This is a genomic window from Falsiroseomonas sp. E2-1-a4 (assembly GCF_051433165.1).
Taxonomy (GTDB): domain Bacteria; phylum Pseudomonadota; class Alphaproteobacteria; order Acetobacterales; family Acetobacteraceae; genus Falsiroseomonas.
This window is the reverse complement of record NZ_JBHMFS010000025.1, coordinates 23,136-41,145: the sequence shown is the minus strand read 5'-3', so window position 1 is coordinate 41,145 and position 18,010 is coordinate 23,136. Positions and strand designations below refer to the sequence as shown.

Sequence of the window (18,010 nt, the reverse complement as noted above, 5' to 3'; positions counted from 1 at the left end):
TGTCCGACAATCGGGCTCAAGGACCCAGGAGGCTCGCAAGATGCCGCCCGCACGCCGAGGGTATGCGATTCGCGACAGACAGGAGGCTCCAACTGCTGAGAGGCTAGAGCGATCCCAGCAAGACTCTGCTGCCGCAGCCCTGCATCGGCAGGCGGGCCGTTCGGGCGTATGCGCGGGCAAAGCACGGCCGGCGACAAGGCGGAGGCATTGGACGTCAACCAGGACAGGAAGGCGGCTCCAGCGGAAGTTCGGAGGCTGGCCGGCCCGGTCTTCAATGCGAAGGACAAAGAGGCCGGTAGGGGTGACAAACCTGTGAGCTTTGGCGTGGGTCAACAGAACGGGCGCGCGCGGCACTCTTCAGTCTCGCGGCCGCGCCGAAAACGCCACCCGTACGGCGATGTCGTCCAGCTGGTCGGGCGTCGCACCCGGCGGAAACGCTAGCTCCTGCTGATCCTTGGCGATCGCGGTCCACCCGCCCGCCGGCGCGCCCTTCGGCATCAGGGCGAACTCCGCCGCCGCGACCTCGGCCTTCATCCGCTGGCGGAACAGCCACGGCAGCGTCTGCTCGGGCTTATCCAGCCGGATCGGCTGGTCGGGCCGCTGCTGGAACGCCGACCAGGCGTCCGGAAAATCATGCGCTAGGCTTAGCAGCACGGTCGGCCCGCCGGGCGGCGCCTTTGCCAGCGATTCCACCATCTTGTAAATCTTGCCAATGCGGTCCTCCGCGGCCAAGCGGGCGGGCGCCCCGCCAGGCTTGGCGACGTAGCGCAGCGTCAGCACCACGTCGCTGATCGCCCGGTAGTTGAGGCGGCGGTAAGTCCAGGGCAGCCGCAGCGTCCAGGTCGACACCGCCCCGCGGCCCTCGAAAGGCATATAGTCGTCGCCCTGAGACGACAGCTCGAACCGCCCGCCGTCCTCCCGAACGGTGCTGAGCGCGATCCACTGCGCCTGCGTGATGCCGTCCGACTGGATCTCCGCCATCCCCATGGTCGGCGCCGTCTTGCGAAGCTTCGCGCTTTCCAGCACGAGCTCGCCCGTCAGCGGCGCGCCGGGCGTCTGGAGATAGGGGATGGTCACCTGCACGCTGCGGAGCCGCCGGTCGTAGTGGCCCGGATGGTCGATGTCGAGCATCTCCTCAGGGATGGTGAAACGCGCCTCACCGGTCTCGCGCAGATCCCACAGCGCTAGCGGGGCGATGTGGCGCAGCGACACCTGCCGGGTGATCTCGGCGAGGTCGGGCGTGTCGATATAGGCGCGATCCATGTCGGCCAGGCAGGCCAGCAGCTCGTGCCCAGCCATCAGCTCGCCGCGCGCATCGGCGGGCTTTGACACCCGCATGAAGGTGCGCGGCTCCCGCTCGTAGCCATAGGACGCCTGCGCCATCAAGGCGCGCTCCAGCGCCACGTCGAAGCAGCGCCGGAACAGCTCCATCTGCCGCTCGATGCGGTAGTCGTAGAGCTCCATTCGGGTGAACTTCTGCTCCAAATAAGTCTTCACCTGCTCGGCGTGGCGCGCCGCTGCCTCCTGGCTCAGGACCTCCTTGTCGGCCGCGCTCTTGCGCAGCCTTGCCACCGCGGCGGCCTTTTCGGCCCGCTTGATGTCGGCCGCCGCCTGATGCAGCTGTGTCGCCCATTCGTGCTCGCGCAGCACAAAGCCCGCTTGCTTGCTGAGCAGCCCGGCGAAAAAGCTGTGGGCCGCGCCGAGCGCCTGCTTCTGGCGCGAAAAGGCGGCCTGCACGCCCGCTAGCTGCTGCCCGCCGAAATGCACCGCGACGCCGCCGCCGAGTGGCTTCACCGCGGCCTCGATACTCGGGATGATCTGCAGCACCGACCCCAGTATCTCTATGTTAGACGCCTCCGCGGCCATGTCGGCCGCGATGAAGCTCTCGTTGATCTCGCCAGCCTCCTCGGCCAGGATGGTTCCGCCCGCTATGAAGCCGGGGCCGCTTACTGTGGACGATCCGCCCGCGCCCGTCAGGCCCATGGCGGCCGCCCCACCCGCGCCGCCGAACGCCGCCCCCAGCAGCAGGGGCGCGAGGTTCAGCACTGACAGCGTGCCGACCTGTACGGAGCTGGAGTCGACCAGCTTCAGTTGGCGCTGCATCGTGTAGCGGTCCTTGCCGGCGTCCTCCGGCCGCGGCGTGGCGGTCGGCTCAACGAGATCATTGGCGCCCAGCAGATGCCGATAATGCGTCCAGCGCTCCAGCGGAGCCTGCCGTTCCGCCTCGGCGCTCTCGACCGCCTTGGCGGCCTCCGCGGCCTGTTCGCGCCGCGTGTCCAGGATCAGATCGGCAAGCTCCTTCTCGTTTTCGGTGCGTTTGTAAGCCAGCTCCTCGGAGTCCCGCCGGTCGCGCGTCTCGCTCAGGGCTGCCCCCAGCCGCGCCACGGCCTCGGCCAGGGCCGCCGCCTCGCGATGCACGGCCCTGAACCTGCGCCGCGGCGGCGGCGCGCTCAGCGCGGCCGCCACGTCGGCGATGTCGAGCCCGGCCGCCGCCGCCTCGGCCAGCAGTGCCGGATCGATCGGCGGAGAGAACAGCGGCAGCTGGATCTGCTGCCCGTCGATGTTCATGCCGTTGCGGACCTTGTATAGACGATCCTCGACTAGATCCCACAAGGCGAGCAGCTTCTTGTTCTTGGGCACGCCGAAATACTGGATCGAGGCCCGCCGCACCACGCCGAGCGCCGCCGCCGTCGAGGCCGCCGGGGTCGCGCCTGCGGTCGGTCCCAGCAGCGTCTCGGCCTCGTAGGCCACGTTGCCGAAGGCGTTCAGGCGAGGCCGCAGCTCCGCATAGGACATCGCCGGCAGCGTCGTGCGCGACACGGTCGTCTCCGGCCGGGGCCCGGCGCAGGCGCGCGCGATCACGTAGTGCTGGATCGAGGCGTTGACGTCCTCGGGCGTGAACTGTCGGAAGAAGCGGTCGCCGATCGCCACGCGCAGCAGGATGTACTGCATCGCGGCCCAGCGCCGATAGGCCGCCGGCCGAAGTCGCGCGATACGATGCGCCCGGAAGGGAAACAGCCGCAGCACCTCGATCTGCGCCAGCATGGCGGTCTTTTGCGGGTCGCCGTCCAGGCGCGACAGCGCCGCCAATAGTTGGTCGATCGGAGTCGTGTCGACCTGGCGCAGCGGCGTGAACCGCCACGCATGGGCGACGTCGTTGCCATAGTCGAGCGGGTTCAGGACTCGGTGCATCCACTCCAGCGCTTCGTCAAGCCGACCGTTTTCCCACAGCCGCTTCGTCAGCAGCATCGGGGCGTGAAAGAAGATCTCCCAGTTGTAGCCGCCATAGGGCGCGCTGGCGTCGAACGCGACCCCTTCGTCCGCCGGCCCCGTGACGCGGGCCGGATCGGCCCCGAACACCGCCATGAAGCTCCTGGCCGCGCCGAGGCTCTGCAGCTGCGTCTCGGGTGACAGCAGCGCGTCGAGCCCGCCGCTGCGCAGCGTCATGGCGAAATCCTCCGCATGCGCGTGCCAGAACGGCTCGACCTTGAGGTCCACGGCCTCGACATCCTGGTTGCGGCGGCTGACCTGGCCGACGCCGTACAGGAAGGCGGCGCCCATGGCGGCCGTGCGGCTCGCCCCGAAGCTCTGCCCGACGGGCGCGGCGATACGCGCGACCGCGAGCTCCTGCGGAACAAAGGCGGACTGCACCAGCGAGGCGGACGAGAGCCGAAACTCCGTAGTGGCGGTGGCCAGCCAGGGATGCGACGGGGCGACCGCGACCGGCGCCGTGACCCCACGCGTCAGGTCCAGGGTCTTGGCTTCCTCGACCAGCCAGGGCAGGTGATCCTTGGTGCCTTTCGGGGTTTCGACCGCGATCGTGGTGACGCCCGAGGACGGGGTCGCGACGTAGCTGCGGCCGAGCGCGCCGATGAACAGGGGCGCCTGCATGGGCGAGCCGAAACCCTGGTTCAGCGTGACGAGGCGGGTCTCCGCCGGGGCGTTGAACAGCCGATCGCCGTCACGGTTCTGGCCAGGCGGCGTCGCCTTCACGGCGCCGCTGGCTGCGAAGCCCATATAGGAGCCCTTGAGGGAACCAGACAGGCCGACATGATCGCCGTCGACGAAGCCGCCCAGGGCAGACGCTACCATCTCGCGGGACCGCACCGGCAGCGAGAACCGCGCGATGGCGCCGGCCCGCGGCGCGCTGCCGCCCGACGCGGTTCCGCGCAGGCCGAGCACGATGGCGGCGTCGTTGCCGATTCCCGTCGCCTTCAGTATTAGGTCGGCCGGTTTGGGAAACTGCGGCTTGGGGCGCAGGATAGTCACCCCGATCGAGTTGCCCCTCGCCTTGATAGGTTCATCGAACCACCAGCTCTCGAACAGCGCCGAGGACTGCTGCTTGGGCGTCCAGGCCTCGCCTTCGAGCTTCGACCAGCACAGCTTCACCTCCCAATAGGGCGACGAGAAGCTCGGGTTGATCTTCTTTTGCGGATCGATCGGTGGGGGTTCGGGCTGGTCGACCTTGCGCACCAGCGTCGGCCAGAACAGGTGCAGCTTGCCCTCATGCACCATCGGCAGCACGTGGACGCCGGCGTCGAACAGCGCGCTGTTGGAGCCGTCACTGGCCCGCGGGCTCAGGCGGTCTTTCTCGATCCCCTGGATCTCGGAGCCGATCGGCGACCAGGCGGTCCATTCCTGATGGTGGTCATAGCGGTTCAGCCGCCGGTAGAAATATTTGCGCGGCAGGCCGCTGCGGCTGCGTCCCACCACATGCAGCACCGAGGTGTAGACGCCCGCCTCGTCGCCCTCGAACACGGTCTGCATGAAGGTGCCGCAGACTTCCAGCGACGCCACCGCGCACAAGCTGTCGAGATAGTCCGAATAGGCCCGCTCGGCAGTCGCCGGCGTGGCGTCGGACTGCCGCAGCGCGTTCTCGAAGGACACGAAGGCGGGCGTTTTGTCGTCGCGCCAGCCCGGCTCCAGGAGGTTCTCCGGATACAGCAGCGCCTGCACGAGCGACGCCCAGGTGGGATAGCGCCCGGTGATGCGCCACTCCTTGGTATTGACCTGGCCGGGGTCGACGCCGTTCTTTATCTCTTGGCCCATCAGGCAGCGCTGCACGAAGATCTGCACGGCGAAGATCGCCTGGCGGATGCGCGACGTGAGCACGAAGGAGTTGGTCTGCACGTCGATGAAGTAAAGGCCGAAGAGCTGATCGGCGTCACTTAGGCCCTTCTTGCGCACCAAATAGGGCACCAGGGCGTCACGGCTCGCCTCCCGAATAGGATCGAACAGGCGCCGCGAGGCCTCGAGCCACCCCGAGGCGCCAAAGCGCGACTGCACCCCTCGCAGCAGCGCCTCCAGGGAGGCGGCCGACAGCGGCTCGGCCACGCAGGCCGCGGCTTGCGCCGCTGTCAGGCCGAGCTTGCGCAAGGTCTCGACGCGCTCCTTCAGCATGCGCAGGGCCGCAAACGGCCGGATCGCCGCCGCATCGGGCGCAAGCGCTCCGAAGGGCGACCCGGCGGCGTCCGCCACGGCCGGGTCCGGCGTCGAGAGCCAGCGACCCACCGCGGCCGCCACGGCGCCCGTCACGGCGCCTCCCGCCTGGATCAGCAACGCCGCAGCGGCGGCCAGCGCGGCCGGGCGGTTGGTGTCCTTGTTGCAGAGCTGCGCCGCCGCGATCTCGCCGAGCGCCTCGGCGCGATCGGCCGGGGCTCCGGTCAACCGGGCCTGCGTGAGCAGCTTGGCGTCGCCCAGAGCGCGCGCCGTCGCGGCGTCATCCCAGCCTAGCGCGCCCGCGAGGGTGATGAACCGCCATGCTGCGAGAAGCGCCGCGCTGGCGTCGCCACCTTCGGTCAGGACGTCGAGCGCCGGTCTGGCTCCGACTCGCAACAGGGCCGCCTTGGGATCGTCGGCCGCGCCCAGCAGCTTCGCCACAATGACGGGCGACCCGCCGAGCGCCTTCGCGGCGGCGGCCAGCGCAACCCCGCGGCGGCGGCGCAGTCGCCGCTCCTCGCGGAACAGGGTCTGCTCGTCGCGCGCCTCTTGCCGCGCCTTTAGCGTGTCCGCGGCCACTCCGGTGCTGTCCGGAGCTCCGGCCTCGGCCGTGGCGTTGTCTTTTTGTTCGGCCGAGTCATCCTCTGCCGGAGCAGCCAGCGCCAGCGCGACGGCGGCCGTCACGGCGGCGGGCTTCCAGTCGGCCGGTGCGTCGCTCACGAAGGCGTGCGCCGCCGTCGCGCCGAGTCCGCCATCGAGCAGCAGCCGGGCGCGCCGGACGAAGGCCAGCAGGGCCTCAGCGTCCGCCGGCGCGCCGAGGGACGGTCCCGCAAGATCGCCGGCCAACGCGACGACGTCCCGCGCCGGAATGCCAAGCACGCCCGCCAGCGCGGTCGCGCGGTGCAGCGCTGACACGGTGTCCAGCGAAAGGGTGGCGAGGTTCAGCGTCGTCGCGAGTTCCCTGATCTCGGTGGGGCTCACCCGTAGCGCGGCCGCAATCCCAGGGACGCCATCCTCCAGCGGCGCTCCGGCCGAGAGCGGAACGCCATTAGCATCCAGCCGGAATGCCGGGTGCAGACGCGCGACGCCGCTTGTCAGGAACAGCTGCGCATAGAGCGAGGCGTCGCCATGGGCTCCCACGCCGCCCACCAGCGCCGCCGCGCTTGGCCAGCTGACGTCGCAGAGCCGGCGCAGCTCCGCGACGGCTCCGAGCGCCCTCAGGTGGTCGAGCGTGAAGGCCTCGTCGGCCTTGGGACCCACCGCCTCGATGGCTGAGTCGAGATCGGAAAAATTCACTCCCATGCGCTTGGCCAGCCGCACGAATCCGTTGAGGCGCCGCCAGTCTGCCGCGTTGCGCGGTTTGCGCGCGGCGTCGGTCCCGTCGAGGACGCCGCCATCGAGCGTGCGCAGGCGCATGCCGTCCAGGTCGCAGCCGATCGGCGGGTCGAGCACCCAGATCCGGTCGAGGCGGTCCTTCCGCGCTGGCGAGTCCAGGAGCGCCAGCACGTCCGCGCGGGTAATTCGACCGAGCGCCAGCGCCTCCTCGATCTCGGCGATAGGCGCGCCGGTGTAGCCGGGCTGGCGCAGGATCTGAAGCTCGTCGACATCGAGATAGACCCGGGCGCGGATGTCGCGCGCGTCCCCGTCCGGGACCTCGCCGCCGACGAAGCGGGTGCGCAGCAGCGCCACGAGCTGTTCGAACGAGACCCCGAGCGTCGCCAGCGCGGTGCGAACCTTGGGCAGGTCCGTCATCCAGTCCGCGCCGTCGAGGCCGAACAACGCGGCGGTTTCGACCGGCGCGGCCGCCGGCGCCCCGTCGATGCGCATCCCGGTGAGTATCTCGACGTCGCGCGCGAAAAGGCCGAGCCGTTCGACCTGCGCGGCCGTCCGCGCCGCCGCCGGCCCGCCAGCGTCGCCGGGAGCCTCCGCGAGGCGCGGATCGAACAGCGCGAGAAGGTCGGCGCGCTCCATGTTGGCCAGCGCCATCGTGGCGCGGGCCGTCGCCACCAGCCGGTCGAACGGCAGCGAAAGCGGAAACACGGCCGCCGCGACGGCCTCGTAGGCCTTCTCCTGCACGTTCTCGGGGGCGGCCGAAAGCTCCGCACCCGTGACTCCGAACGACGATTCCAGCGGCTTGCCGGCCGAATCCAGGCCGCTCGGCGGGTCGCCCTGCGCGACCAGGCTTTCGAGGATCTCGTTGATCAGGTCGATGGTCGGGATGGTCGTGTTGGTGTTTTCGCAGCTCAGCTTCACGCGCGCGAGATCGGGCCGACGACCCGGGACGCCCTTGTCGGGGTTGCCGATCAGCACGTCGAGCAGCGTGACGCCGTTCTTGTCGGCACAGCGCTTGTCGAGAAACTCGAACAGGTCGACCAGATAGGCCGCAGGCCCCATTACGGAACGACAGTCTTCGCAATCGCAGGTCTCGGCCCCGCCGAAGAAGTCCCTCAGCGAGGCCACCATGTCCGCCGCCGGCCCGTCCGCCGCCGGGGGACCGTCGCCGGCCGCATCCGGCGCATTTGCCCCAAGCGCCTGCCCTACGCCGGCCAGCGCCAGCCCGGCCTCATTTTGCTCCTGGTGGTAGCCGACCAGCAGGGTGGAGACGGTTTCGGCCTGCCCAGCGGCGCGTCGGTGCAGCGTGCGCAGGCCCATGGCCTGCTCGGGCGTCGCATTTGCGCGGGCTATGAAGGCGTCCTCACTCAGCCGCGCGATGTCGAGCGCACCACGGAACGAGCTACCATCCGCGGCCCGCACGCTGAGTGCTGTCTTGAGTGTGACTGGGTCCGGGCTGACGCGAAACATGCGCTGCACGCGGTGTAGGCCAGCGGTTGCCCCGGCGCGCGCCGCGGGGTCATTCTCACCCGCAAACAGCGTGTCCGCATGCGCGGCCACGAGGTCCGAGACGCGGTCGCGGGCGAGGTCGAACGCGGTGGCGCGCACCGCCCGGGCCAGGGCGTCCGCGGTCAGCTGCGGCACGAGCCCGGGCGCCTGGCGCGCAACGGCCGCGACATCGCGCGCCACCACGGCGGTGGTCTGCGTGGCCGCGAGCACGCCCGCGATCTCGGACGCGACGCGCCGGGCGGCCGCTTCCGCGTCCTCGCCGTCGCGCGGGGCCGGGCGGGCCTGCGCGGCCGCGTCCGCTATCGCATCCGGGCCGAGCTCGAGCGCCAGCACGCGAAGGGACGCGGCGTCCGGCGCGGCGGCGCGCAGCCGCTCGGCGAGCCCAGGCGTCCCGCCCGCCAGCGCGGCCGTCTGCAGCGCGAAGCGCGCCCGCGCCACGTCCACGCCGGGGCGCTCGGCCGCGAAGCTCGCCCACGCCTCGTCGTCCAGGCCCCCGCTCGCGGCCGCGCGGGCGTAAAGGGCGGCGCGCGCCTGCGCGTCCGGGATTGCCTCGCGCAGGCTCGCGTCGAAGCTCGCGCCCTCTGCGAGCGGCTGCGCCATGGCGCGCCGGGCCGCCGCGTCGCGCAGCCGCGCCGCCGCATCGTCGAGCCCGTCCTCGGGCGGCGCGGGGATGAGCCCGTCCGCGCCCGCACGTGTGAGCGCACCCGCGAGAGCGGCCGGCGCCTGCGCCGCGATGGCGCGCGCGTCCCGCGCCCCCAGTACGCGGGCCAGCGCAAAGGCGTGCTCGGGCGCGCAATTGAGCTCGCGCGCCAGCCGGTGCGCGCCCGCCATATCGCCCACGTCCTCGATTGCAAGCCCACACTCGCGCGCCGCGAAGCGCACGTCCGCGTTCGCGCCTTCGTCGAAGTCCGCGAGCGTAACGCGCGTCGTCACGGGCGCGAGGGCCTCTGCCAGGCGCTCGTACAGTGAGGGACCGCGCGGCGCGCGCACGTCGTCGAGCACGATGCGCACACGCTCGACCGGACGCGCCACGAGCCCGAGCGTGAGCTCGTCCACGCCAGCCGGCAGCGCGTCCGCGATCGTGGGGTCGCCGTCCACGGGCAAGCGTATGATGGCGAAGCGCTCTACCGCTCGCTCCTCGTAGGCGAGCGTGAACAGCATGTCCGCGCGCTGCGCGCGCTCGCCCTGGCCCTCGCCCTCGCGGAACGCGGACGGGCCGTACGCGATCGCAAAGGCGCCCTCGGGGTCGGTCACAGTCGGAGGCTCGCGCGGGCCCAGGGGCTCGCGGGCGGGTCCGACGTCGCGGTCCCAGGCGCGCACGGTCACGCCCGAGACAGGCTGCCCGTCCACGTCCACCACCACGCCGCTCACGCTGAAGGGTTCGTTCGCGGGCGGCTTGGGCTGCGCCCGCGCGGGCAGCCGCAGGTCGATCGTGGTCTCGAGCTCGGCCACGGGAGCAGGCTCGGAGCGGGCGCGTTCGGCCCCGTCCGGCGCGAGCGCCCGCAGCACGAGGTCGGGCCTGTCCTTGCGCCGCCGCACGTCGCCGCCCTCGCGGGCATAGAAGAGCGGATCGAAATACGCGCGGTAGAGCCCAGCCGCGTCGCTGCGGACGCGGGCGCAAACGCCCGGATTGTCGGCGTCCCCGAGCTCGAGCGCGACGTCCGCGGCGGGCTCGTCGTCATCCTGCAGGATCGCGCCCACGCAGACGAAGAACACCTCGCGGCGCAGCGCGGCCTCGTTCATCGCGACGGCTGCTTCGGGGTCGATCTCGCCCGGCGCGTGGGCACGGATTTCGAACTCCTGCTGGAAGGCCTTCACTGCCGCCGCTGTGGTGTCTCCATAGGCCTGCCGGTCGCGCTCGCTAGGCGCGATGCCCTCGCCGAAGCGCATCCGGTCCAGAAAGGCGTGGAGGTTCATCACCTCCGCCCCCTCCGCCTTGTAGGGCAGGGCCACGAGGGCGAAGAGGAGTATGGGGTTCATGCCGCGCGGCTCTCGCTCATTTCAGGGGGACGTAATGCTGTTTCCAGTGCGTTTGCGTATTGATATAGACGTCCATCAGGTCCTTCTGCGTCGTCTTTCCCGCCTTGAAGCCTTCATTGAGAAGGACATGAAGCCTCTGGTGGTCCGCGTCCTTCATAAGCACCAGGTTGCTCGGCGAACTGGGGTCCATGAATGGAACCAGGTGCGCGTGTTCCAGAGGGATGATGTGATGCAGCCTCCACTCATGGCCTGGATTGGGGCCGTTCGGCGGCATGTTCGTGCGCCACAGGTGCCGCGCCTCCGTGCGCAGCAGATCCTTCTGCGCGGTGGAGAGCTTCTTGCCGGCGCCCAGCGTGTGCATGATGTTGGCTTTCTCCTCCTTGGTGAGCGGCCGCGCGACGCCGCTCGCCTCAATCTCGTCGGCCGTGCCGGGTGCGGCAGGTGCCTGGACGGACCCGCCGCTCTGGCCGGGGAATGTCGCCGGTTGCCCCGTGAAGGGATCGCGCAGCGGCTCGCCTGGACCGGGCGGGGGCGGCGCGGAGGCCGGCCCGTCCCTCCCTGAAGCCCCGGGCGCCTTGCGCGTCTCCTCCGCCCGCTTGCGTGCCTCCGCGCGGCCCTTGTGCAACTCGGCGTCGTGGAAACTGCCACGCCGCATCTGCATCGTATCGGCATCCTGGTACTCGTAGTTGCGCTGGTCGTCGGAAAAAGGGCTCGCATCCCAGAAGAAGACCGTCAGGAAGGCGCCCAGGCCGGCCAGCACGGGTCCCCACACGGGCGCGGGCGCCGTCGGCGTCGGGAGCCGTGCCGCCGGCGGCGGGATGTAGGGCGGCGGCTGCGCGACCGGCCCCGGCGGTGCCGGCGCGACAGGAGGCGCCGGGGGTGGGCCGGTCGGTGGCAGACTGACGGGCGGCCGTCCTCCGACGGGCGGCGGCTGCGGCAGGGAAGGTGTGTGGGGCGAAGCCTGCGGGGTTCGCCCATCGGGGTCCACGAAACCCGTGGGCCTGCCATGACAGTACTCGTACGGGTTGATCCCCGGCTCCAGCCCCGCCGGATCGCAGGCCGTCCACCGCCCGAGCCAAGGCGCGTAATACCGGGCGCCGTGGTAGGTGAAGCCCGTTTCGCCGTCGCGTTCCTTGCCGGTGAAACGATATCGCTTGGATGTGTCCAGATTGGCCTGCACGCCCTGGTAGGCCGTGGAGCCGTAGGGGTAGTATTCCTCGTAGGACAGGATGGCGCCCGCCTCGTCGAGCTCCAGCGCGGATGAGCCGAGATGGTCGTCGAAGCGGTGGCGCCACAGGCGCGCCGGGCCGCCGGCACCGCGGGTGCGGGTCTCGACGTCGAGAAACACCTTCTGGCCGTCCGCCACCTGCAGGTATTCGCGCTCGCGCGTCAGCACGCCGCCGGCGTCGATCTCGCGGCAAATCTCGAAGCCGCCCAGATAGAAGCGCTCCTCGGAGCCGGCCGCGACGCCGCCCGCGCCCGTGCGGGTGATGCGCTTGCGCACACGCTGGCCGGCGGCGTCATACTGGTAGTCAGCCCTGCCGCCGCCGCCGAGATCGACCGAGCTGAGCCGGTCGGCGTCGTCCCACACGAGCGCGGCAAGCCGGCCGGTGCGGGTCACGTTGCCGTGGGGGTCGTAGTCGAAGCTCTCGCGCAGGCCCCCGATCTCGACATGGCTCAGCCGGTTGGAGACGCCTCCACCCAAAAGACTCGGCTCCTCATACGCATAGAGGCGCGTCCAGTCGCCGCCGTCCGCCACATGGCGCATCTGCTTCAGGTTGCCGACGAGGTCGTAGACGTAGGATTCTACATAGGTCCGCATCGCGGTCCCATCTTCGGGGTGCTCGGCCCGCCGCTCGGTGTCGTCCCAAGTAGGCGGCGCCGCGCCGCCCTGGCCGCGATGCTCGCGCCCGCGCGCCTCGATCAGCCGGGAAAACGGGTCGTAGAGATAGCGCCGCTCGGCCCGGCACACTTGGTTGCGGAAGAACACAAGCTGCTGCGCAGCATCCGTGATTTCGATGATGTTCCCAACCGCGTCATACGTGTAGGCGAAGTTCTGTACGTCGCCCGGCGCATCGGCCGGGAACCCGGCCGCGCGCGTGGTGCGGATCGCCGTCAGGCGCTGATCCACGGGGTCGAAGCTGTGGCGGGTCTCCACGCCGTTGCCGTAGAGCACCCGGGTGCGCCGCCCCGTGGCGTCATGCTCCACGGCGCGCACGACGCGTTGCGTCGCGGTGGCGGGGTCCAACGGCGCAGGCGGCTCGGCCGGAAGATCGAGCCAGACATCCACGGCGGCGACACGGCCGGCCCGGTCATAATGCGGCCGGATGGCGCCGGCGGGCGCGCCGGGGCGGCTGGACAGCGGCGTGGTGGTCTGCACGGGTCGGCCCAGCGCATCGGCCCAAACTCGGCTGGAGAACGCTTCGTCCAAGAGCGCCGGCGCGTCGTTCCAGTCCGGCTGCCCCTGCGCCTCGACAACGAAGCGGCGTGTCGACAACTGGGGCGCGCCTTTGAAGTCGTAGGCCTCGACGGTCGCCACCCCGGCGCCGTCGAAGGTCTGGTGCACGCGGCCGCGGTGATTGAGCGCCGCGCCCAGCGCCTCGCCATAGATGGTCTTCTGGCGCAGATGCGCGCCGATCGCGTCCTCGACAATGATCTCGACGAGGCGCCGGGCCGGGTCGTGGCGATGCCGCGTCACATGCCCGCGCGGATCGCGCGCCCAGGCCGGGGCGTCGTCGATGGCCGGCAGGCCGATCCGCAATCCCGCCTCCATGCTGTGGCGTCGGATGGGGCGGCCGAGCAGGTCGTGGTGGTTGCGCGCGCAGGCGCGACCCAGCGCATCGATCACGACTGCGGCGTGGCCGCGATCGTCATAGAGCGTCGCCGTGATGGCGAGTTCGCCGCCGCCATCCGCAACCGCCAGGGCGGGCCGTCCGAGTGAGTCTGTGTAGGTGCGGCCCGGCGTCTCGGCGTGAATGGCGGACGCCGCGGCGGCGCGTCGACCCGCCTCGCCCTTGAAGCCGGCGGCGCGCTGCGTCGACCATGCGAGCGGGCGGTCGGCGGCCGGCAGGCGTCTGATGAACGGCCCGAGATCGAAATCGGCCGCATGATCGGTGATGAGGGACGTATCGTTGGCGTCCCAGACCGTGCTCATCCAAGGCGTGAAACGGGTCTTCTCGATTGCGCCGTCCGGGTGCAGCGCGCCGACCGGCCGCGACACGGGGTCGTAGAACGTGATCGTGCTGACGCCCGCCCGCACGTCAGGCTCGAAAGCCGGTGAGGCCGAGAAGAACGGCTCGAAGACCCGGACCGGGTTGCCTTTGTGGTCATGGATGGTCCAGCCGCTCGTGATCCAGCGCGCCGGATGGTCGGGCCCTCCCTGCTGCAGCGGGCCGGGGTCGACCAGCGTCTTGGTCTGCAGCGGCTGTCCGGCGCCGTCCAGATAAGCGACAGACACTCCGATGCGCGAACTGGCGCCGGGGGCAAGATCGGCCGCATGCGTTTCGCGCGCCAATATGACGGCCGCGCAGGGCCGTCCCGTGCGGTGAAAACGAGACTGGTCGCCCAGCGTCCGGGTAGTAGCGCTCCCCAGCGCGGCGGCGGCGGCCTGCGGACCTAGCGCGGGGTCCGCCAGGGCATCCAGCAGCGCGTCGATGTCGGTCGGGATAAGCGCAGCGTCGGCGTCCGGCGGCAGGTCGCCCTCCGGCGCGCCGGCATCTGCCTTGCCCGCCAGCGACATGGCCGCGAGCCCGCCCATCGCGTCATAGGCTGCAAAGCTGCGGTTGAGATTGGGATCGATGATCACAACGGGCTGCAGCGTCCGCCCGTCATGCTCAGCGGTTGAGACGTTGGCGACCCGATCCTCGCTGGCCGCGGGCAGCAGATCGAAGCGATAGTCGATATGCGCCGCGCCCCCGAAGGGATCGCGCAGCGTGCGGGGCAGATAGAAATGCGCCTGGGCTTCGTCCCGTTCCGCCTGAGCGCGGGCAGCGCGCTCAGCGCCGTCCGCGGCCTGGTCTGGATCGAGCCCGCCGCGCAGAAAGAAGCTGCGGCCCCCTGGGACCCAGAGCCCGCCATCGCCATCGAGGTCGCGATACCCGGCCTGCGCGATCACGGCGGCGTCTGGACCGTCCGCGCCCAGACAGGCGGCGCGCAACGCCGGCGTGAAGGCCAGCTGCAAACTCTCGAAGGGCAGCCCGAGCGGCTCCTGCACCGCGAAAGGCAGGGGCCCCGCAAGGTCGTCGCGGCGATAGAGGTTGCGCGAGCGGGCGGTTAGCACCCGCCCGCAGGGCTCCGCCGCCGGGTCGAGCGTCTCGGCGTCGCGGGCCTGCGCGACGATGATGCGGGCGTCCGCGAGGCGCAACGGCCAGGGCGCCTGCAGGGCAGCGCCCGCCAGCGCGTAGCGACGGGTCTCGGCCGTGACCGGCAGGCGCCAGGCGTCCGGCCGGTCGACCGCGTTGGTGAGGTCGACGCGCTCAAGCGCCGCGTGTGTCCGCGTCACCGCCTGGGCGGCCTCGCCCGGGAAAGGTGGCGCCGGGCCGCCATGCGCGACCGCCAGCATTGCGACCGGCTGGCCCTGCGGGCCGCGATGCAGCACGAAGCTCTGGCTGACGCGGGGCGCGTCGAGGCTGCGCTCCAGCGCGATGCTGAGGCTCTCGCGCTGGAGCGATTGAGCGATGGCCGGCCGGTCGCCGCGGCCGGGCTGGCGCAGCGCCACCTCGTGGCCATGCACCGTGATCGAATAGGGGATCGGCTCGAGGCCGGCGTCACCTGGATCGTCGGCGACCTCCTCGCGCAACAGCACGCCTTTTAGGGCTCGGCAGGCATCGCGGCAGTCGGCGGCCGACAGGTCCGGCGGCAACACGGCGTCCGCGACGGAGAGGCGCGCCGCGAGGTCGCGCCTCGGCCCCGGTCCCGCGCCCGCGCCGAAGAAGTCCGCTGCATAAAGTCCCGATTGGCTTCCATCGGGCGATGAGCGGCCGGTGTGGAACCAACGCCGAACGCGCACGGGCGGCCGGCGATAGGCCTCGTCCGCATTGGCGGCCGGCGCCAGCGGCGCGCCGAAGCTCTCGGAGTCGAACTGCTCCACGAAGCCGAAGCCGCGATATTCGCGCTCGCGGCCGTCGTATGAGCCGTGGTGGTAGGCGTAGCGCGACACTAGGACGCGGCCGGCGATGCGGTCCTCCGTCTCGATGCGCTCCACCACCTGCACGGGGAAGGGCAGCCGCGTGGCCCAAGGCCGCCCGGCCAGCCTGTCGCGGATCGCGAAGGCGGTGGACGGCGCGTAGCTGAGGCGGGTGACGAGGCCGAGGCCGTTGTCGACCTGCCTCAGCAGATACGGCTTGCGGCCGCCCGCGAGCGGCAGATAGCGCAGCTGCGCGCCCGCCCGGGCCGGATCCCGGCTCGACCAGACGAGGCAGGCCGTGCCGCTGCCGAGCAGGTCGAAGGCCTCGACGCGCGACAAGGCGTCGAGCGGCGGCGGCGCGGTCCAGCGTTGGGGCGGCGCGAAGCCGTTTCCGGCGCAGTTGCGATGCGCCGTCCAGGCGGTCTCGCCCAGATACACGATGTCGGCGACGCCCGAGCCGTCGGTATCGGCCAGCCGCACGCGCTCCGGGTCGAACGGGCCGTCCTCGTCCAGCCGCGGCGACGCCGCCATGACAATGCGCTCGCCGAAGCGGCCATAGCCGAGATTGGGCCAGTAGTACACCGCCCGTGCCTCGACGCGGACGATGTCGGCGAGGCCGTCGCCCGTCATGTCGGCCACGAACACCGAGCCGGTCGCGTCGCGCAGCGCCTCGCGCGGGCCCGCCGCGTCGCCGTCCGCCAGCCGCGCCCAGGCGAGCGCGCCGAAGCCGTCCTGCCCGCGCGAGGCGCTCCAGGCAAGGCGCTCGTCCTCGACCGTCGCGAGGTCCGCCCGGCCGTCGCCCGTGAGGTCGAGCAGGCGCAAGTCCGGGCTCCCCCAGTCGATCTGCGGCAGCGCCGCGAAGGGCCGGAACGGCGCCCAGCCGCCGTCCTCGCGCCGGCCCCAGCAGCCGGGGTCCGGCCCCGTCATCCGCACCGCCTCGATCAGGCCGTCGCCGTCCACGTCCTCCAGTCGCAGGCCGTCGCGGCGCCAGCCGGCCGGGTGCTCGGCTACCGGCGCGGCCCCGCCCAGTCGGGCTGCGGACGCGTCCGCGGCGGCGAGCGGTGACAGGTTTGGCTTGAACAGCCAGCCGGTCCCGGTCTCGATCAGCGCCCCGGCCGCGCCGTCGCCCGCCAGGTCGACCCATGCGACGTCGTCGGCCGCGAAGCCGGCCGGCAGCTCGGCGAAGCCGGCCTCGTCCGGCGTCAGCACGCTGGGCGCGAAGATCTGCGGCTCGGGCCGGTCCGGCAGGCCCTGATAGGCAAAGCTCGCCGGCGGCCCGCTCTGCGCCACCGCGACTCCCACCGACGTGGCCGCGTGGCCGGTGAGCACCGCGCCGACGAGCCGCGACGCCGCGGGATCGCGTACATAGTCGAAAGCTAGCGACCGGGTGAGCACTGCGTGCTGGTCGCGTCCGTCCGGAAGGCGGTGGAACAGCAGCGCCCGCTCGCACAGCGCCGTGGTACGAATCTCGAAGCCGGCGCGGCGGACCGAGAAGGCGTCGGGCCGCAGCGCCGGCGCACCCGTTGGCTCCCTGCCCGGCTGCGCCCCGGCGGGGCCGCCCGCATGGTCGCCATAGTCGAATGCGAGCTCGAAAAGGAAGCGGTCGCCGCCGTCGCGGCCTTTCGGGGCAGCTGCGCCATAGCGGACGCGCTTGGGCAGGCGCTGCGGGTTGACGAAGCCCGGACGGTCGCCCCCGGCGTCGCGCATGTAGTCGATCAGCGTGCGCCCGCCGGTCGGCAGCAGGATCTCGTCCGCCAGCCAGCTGAACACCCTCGAGGCGTCGGCCGGATCGGTGATGCGGCTCTCCGGCCGCGCGCCATAGAGCGTTACGACGTTGTCGGCGCTGATGCTACGCCAGTGCGCCGGGCCGCCGACGGGCGTCCAGCGCTCGATGCGCGCGAAGGCCCCCTCGATGCGCGGCGCGTAGCGGCGAACCTGGAAGCCATCGCGCGGCATGTCGGCGCCCTCGAGCGCAACGAGGTCCTCGTGCCCCGACAGAATGAAGGTGTCGCTGTCTTGCTGGTCGCGATAAAGCGGCAGGCCGCGGTCAGTGCGTCGCGCAATGGCCGGGAGATCGAGGCGCCAGCCGATCCCGAACGGCCCGAGGCCGGCGCCGCTGTCATACGCGACTGCCAACGCCGGGGTCTCGCCGGGACGCCCCGGCGACAGCGGCAGCGGGATCGTGAAGCCGGCCGTCCCGGTCGCGGCGTTTATCTGGATCTTTTCGCCAATGGGTCGGATCGCGCCTCCGCCCTTGGGCAGAGCAATCTGCGGCGCGGCGTCGATGACTCGGTCGATGCGCTCGGGCGGCGTTGCGCTGGCGACCTTCGTTGCCGGCGATGTAACCGAGGCTTTCTGCTCCTGCTCTCGCCCGCCGGGCAAACTGGCGCTGCTCATTGTGAGCGACCTCGTCTCGCTGGATGACAACCACCTCGAACCCATTCATTCCAAGGTTCTCAGCCTCAAGCTTAACGATGAGTGCTACGACAGGTCCACACCGAAATTCCCTTACCGATAGCCCTTTCGACCTTCCGTTGCTGACGGAACGACTCGGCAGCGCCGCACGCAATCCGGCAGCACTTGCAGCTACTCGACGGATTCGTTCTCGACATCTGCACTCGTGTC

General features: G+C 71.2%; 2 protein-coding genes. Both read right to left on the bottom strand.

The window, feature by feature from the left end; all coding sequences use genetic code 11:
- Positions 1-357: 357 nt before the first annotated feature.
- Positions 358-10,260: a neuraminidase-like domain-containing protein gene (locus ACFHNC_RS21270; RefSeq protein WP_437171249.1), complete on the bottom strand. Its 9,903-nt coding sequence runs from the start codon at positions 10,258-10,260 to the stop codon at positions 358-360.
- Between the two features lie 16 nt (positions 10,261-10,276).
- Entirely contained in the window at positions 10,277-17,782 is a 7,506-nt protein-coding gene (locus tag ACFHNC_RS21265; protein WP_437171248.1) for a SpvB/TcaC N-terminal domain-containing protein, read from the bottom strand.
- Positions 17,783-18,010: the final 228 nt, after the last annotated feature.